At 56.9% G+C, this 3,404-nt stretch carries 1 rRNA gene; it reads left to right on the plus strand.

The features are described 5' to 3' along the window. Nucleotides 1-239: 239 nt before the first annotated feature. A 23S ribosomal RNA gene (locus tag RNB18_RS50610) occupies nucleotides 240-3,362 on the plus strand. Nucleotides 3,363-3,404 lie beyond the last annotated feature (42 nt).

Genomic DNA, 3,404 nt, shown 5'->3' on the forward strand with positions numbered 1-3,404 from the left:
CGGTGGTTGCTCATGGGTGGAACGTTGATTATTCGGCATTCTCAGTCATCTCGGGCTGCAAGTACTGCTCTTCGGAGCGTGGAAAGCTGATCACGAGTGGCGGGGGTGCCGGGCACGCTGTTGGGTGTCTGAGGGAATGAACCCCCTCGATGCCGGCCCCAGTGAACTCGGAGTGAAGCTCCGGGGTGATGGGTGGCTGGTCGTTGTTTGAGAACTGCACAGTGGACGCGAGCATCTGTGGCCAAGTTTTTAAGGGCGCACGGTGGATGCCTTGGCACCAGGAACCGATGAAGGACGTGGGAGGCCACGATAGTCCCCGGGGAGTCGTCAACCAGGCTTTGATCCGGGGGTTTCCGAATGGGGAAACCCGGCAGTCGTCATGGGCTGTCACCCATACCTGAACACATAGGGTATGTGGAGGGAACGCGGGGAAGTGAAACATCTCAGTACCCGCAGGAAGAGAAAACAACCGTGATTCCGGGAGTAGTGGCGAGCGAAACCGGATGAGGCCAAACCTACGACGTGTGAGACCCGGCAGGGGTTGCGTCGTGGGGGTTGTGGGATCTCTCTTTTACAGTCTGCCGGCTGTGAGACGAGTCAGAAACCGTTGATGTAGGCGAAGGACATGCGAAAGGTCCGGCGTAGAGGGTAAGACCCCCGTAGTCGAAACATCAGCGGCTCGTTTGAGAGACACCCAAGTAGCACGGGGCCCGAGAAATCCCGTGTGAATCTGGCGGGACCACCCGCTAAGCCTAAATATTCCCTGGTGACCGATAGCGGATAGTACCGTGAGGGAATGGTGAAAAGTACCGCGGGAGCGGAGTGAAATAGTACCTGAAACCGTGTGCCTACAAGCCGTGGGAGCGTCGCGCATTGAGTTTACTCAATGCGTCGTGACTGCGTGCCTTTTGAAGAATGAGCCTGCGAGTTTGCGGTGTGTTGCGAGGTTAACCCGAGTGGGGTAGCCGTAGCGAAAGCGAGTCCTAATAGGGCGTTTGAGTAGCACGCTCAAGACCCGAAGCGGAGTGATCTAGCCATGGGCAGGTTGAAGCGGAGGTAAGACTTCGTGGAGGACCGAACCCACCAGGGTTGAAAACCTGGGGGATGACCTGTGGTTAGGGGTGAAAGGCCAATCAAACTCCGTGATAGCTGGTTCTCCCCGAAATGCATTTAGGTGCAGCGTCGTGTGTTTCTTGCCGGAGGTAGAGCACTGGATAGGCGATGGGCCCTACCGGGTTACTGACCTTAGCCAAACTCCGAATGCCGGTAAGTGAGAGCGCGGCAGTGAGACTGTGGGGGATAAGCTCCATGGTCGAGAGGGAAACAGCCCAGAGCATCGACTAAGGCCCCTAAGCGTACGCTAAGTGGGAAAGGATGTGGAGTCGCAGAGACAACCAGGAGGTTGGCTTAGAAGCAGCCACCCTTGAAAGAGTGCGTAATAGCTCACTGGTCTAGTGATTCCGCGCCGACAATGTAGCGGGGCTCAAGCGTACCGCCGAAGTCGTGTCATTCATACAATAGGGCCAACGCCTGTATGGATGGGTAGGGGAGCGTCGTGTGCCGGGTGAAGCCGCGCCGGAAGGCAGTGGTGGACGGTTCACGAGTGAGAATGCAGGCATGAGTAGCGATACACACGTGGGAAACGTGTGCGCCGATTGACTAAGGGTTCCTGGGTCAAGCTGATCTGCCCAGGGTAAGTCGGGACCTAAGGCGAGGCCGACAGGCGTAGTCGATGGATAACCGGTTGATATTCCGGTACCCGCTGTGAAGCGTCAAACACTGAACCAGGCGATGCTAAGTCCGTGAAGCCGTTCCGGACCCTTCGGGGAAAGGAAAGTGGTGGAGCCGGCGAACCAGACTTGCAGTAGGTGAGTGATGGGGTGACGCAGGAAGGTAGTCCAGCCCGGGCGGTGGTTGTCCCGGGGTAAGGGTGTAGGACGTCAGGTAGGTAAATCCGCCTGGCAATAGTCTGAGACCTGATGCCGAGCCGATTGTGGTGAAGTGGATGATCCTATGCTGTCGAGAAAAGCCTCTAGCGAGTTTCATGGCGGCCCGTACCCTAAACCGACTCAGGTGGTCAGGTAGAGAATACCGAGGCGTTCGGGTGAACTATGGTTAAGGAACTCGGCAAAATGCCCCCGTAACTTCGGGAGAAGGGGGGCCATCACTGGTGAGAGGACTTGCTCCTCGAGCTGGGGGTGGCCGCAGAGACCAGCGAGAAGCGACTGTTTACTAAAAACACAGGTCCGTGCGAAGCCGTAAGGCGATGTATACGGACTGACGCCTGCCCGGTGCTGGAACGTTAAGGGGACCGGTTAGTCCGATTTCGGTCGGGCGAAGCTGAGAACTTAAGCGCCAGTAAACGGCGGTGGTAACTATAACCATCCTAAGGTAGCGAAATTCCTTGTCGGGTAAGTTCCGACCTGCACGAATGGCGTAACGACTTCTCGACTGTCTCAACCATAGGCCCGGTGAAATTGCACTACGAGTAAAGATGCTCGTTTCGCGCAGCAGGACGGAAAGACCCCGGGACCTTTACTACAGTTTGATATTGGTGTTCGGTTCGGCTTGTGTAGGATAGCTGGGAGACTTTGAAGCGGCCACGCCAGTGGTTGTGGAGTCGTCGTTGAAATACCAGTCTGGTCGTGCTGGATGTCTAACCTGGGTCCGTGATCCGGATCAGGGACAGTGTCTGATGGGTAGTTTAACTGGGGCGGTTGCCTCCTAAAGAGTAACGGAGGCGCCCAAAGGTTCCCTCAGCCTGGTTGGCAATCAGGTGTTGAGTGTAAGTGCACAAGGGAGCTTGACTGTGAGACCGACGGGTCGAGCAGGGACGAAAGTCGGGACTAGTGATCCGGCGGTGGCTTGTGGAAGCGCCGTCGCTCAACGGATAAAAGGTACCCCGGGGATAACAGGCTGATCTTCCCCAAGAGTCCATATCGACGGGATGGTTTGGCACCTCGATGTCGGCTCGTCGCATCCTGGGGCTGGAGTCGGTCCCAAGGGTTGGGCTGTTCGCCCATTAAAGCGGTACGCGAGCTGGGTTTAGAACGTCGTGAGACAGTTCGGTCCCTATCCGCTGCGCGCGCAGGAATATTGAGAAGGGCTGTCCCTAGTACGAGAGGACCGGGACGGACGAACCTCTGGTGTGCCAGTTGTTCTGCCAAGGGCATGGCTGGTTGGCTACGTTCGGGAGGGATAACCGCTGAAAGCATCTAAGCGGGAAGCCTGCTTCGAGATGAGTATTCCCACCCCCTTTGAGGGGTTAAGGCTCCCAGTAGACGACTGGGTTGATAGGCCGGATCTGGAAGCCCAGTAATGGGTGGAGGTGACCGGTACTAATAGGCCGAGGGCTTGTCCATATTTGCTCGCGTCCACTGTGTTAGTTCTGAGGCAACGACCGT

This window comes from Streptomyces doebereineriae (assembly GCF_031845645.1).
GTDB classification, from domain to species: domain Bacteria; phylum Actinomycetota; class Actinomycetes; order Streptomycetales; family Streptomycetaceae; genus Streptomyces; species Streptomyces canus.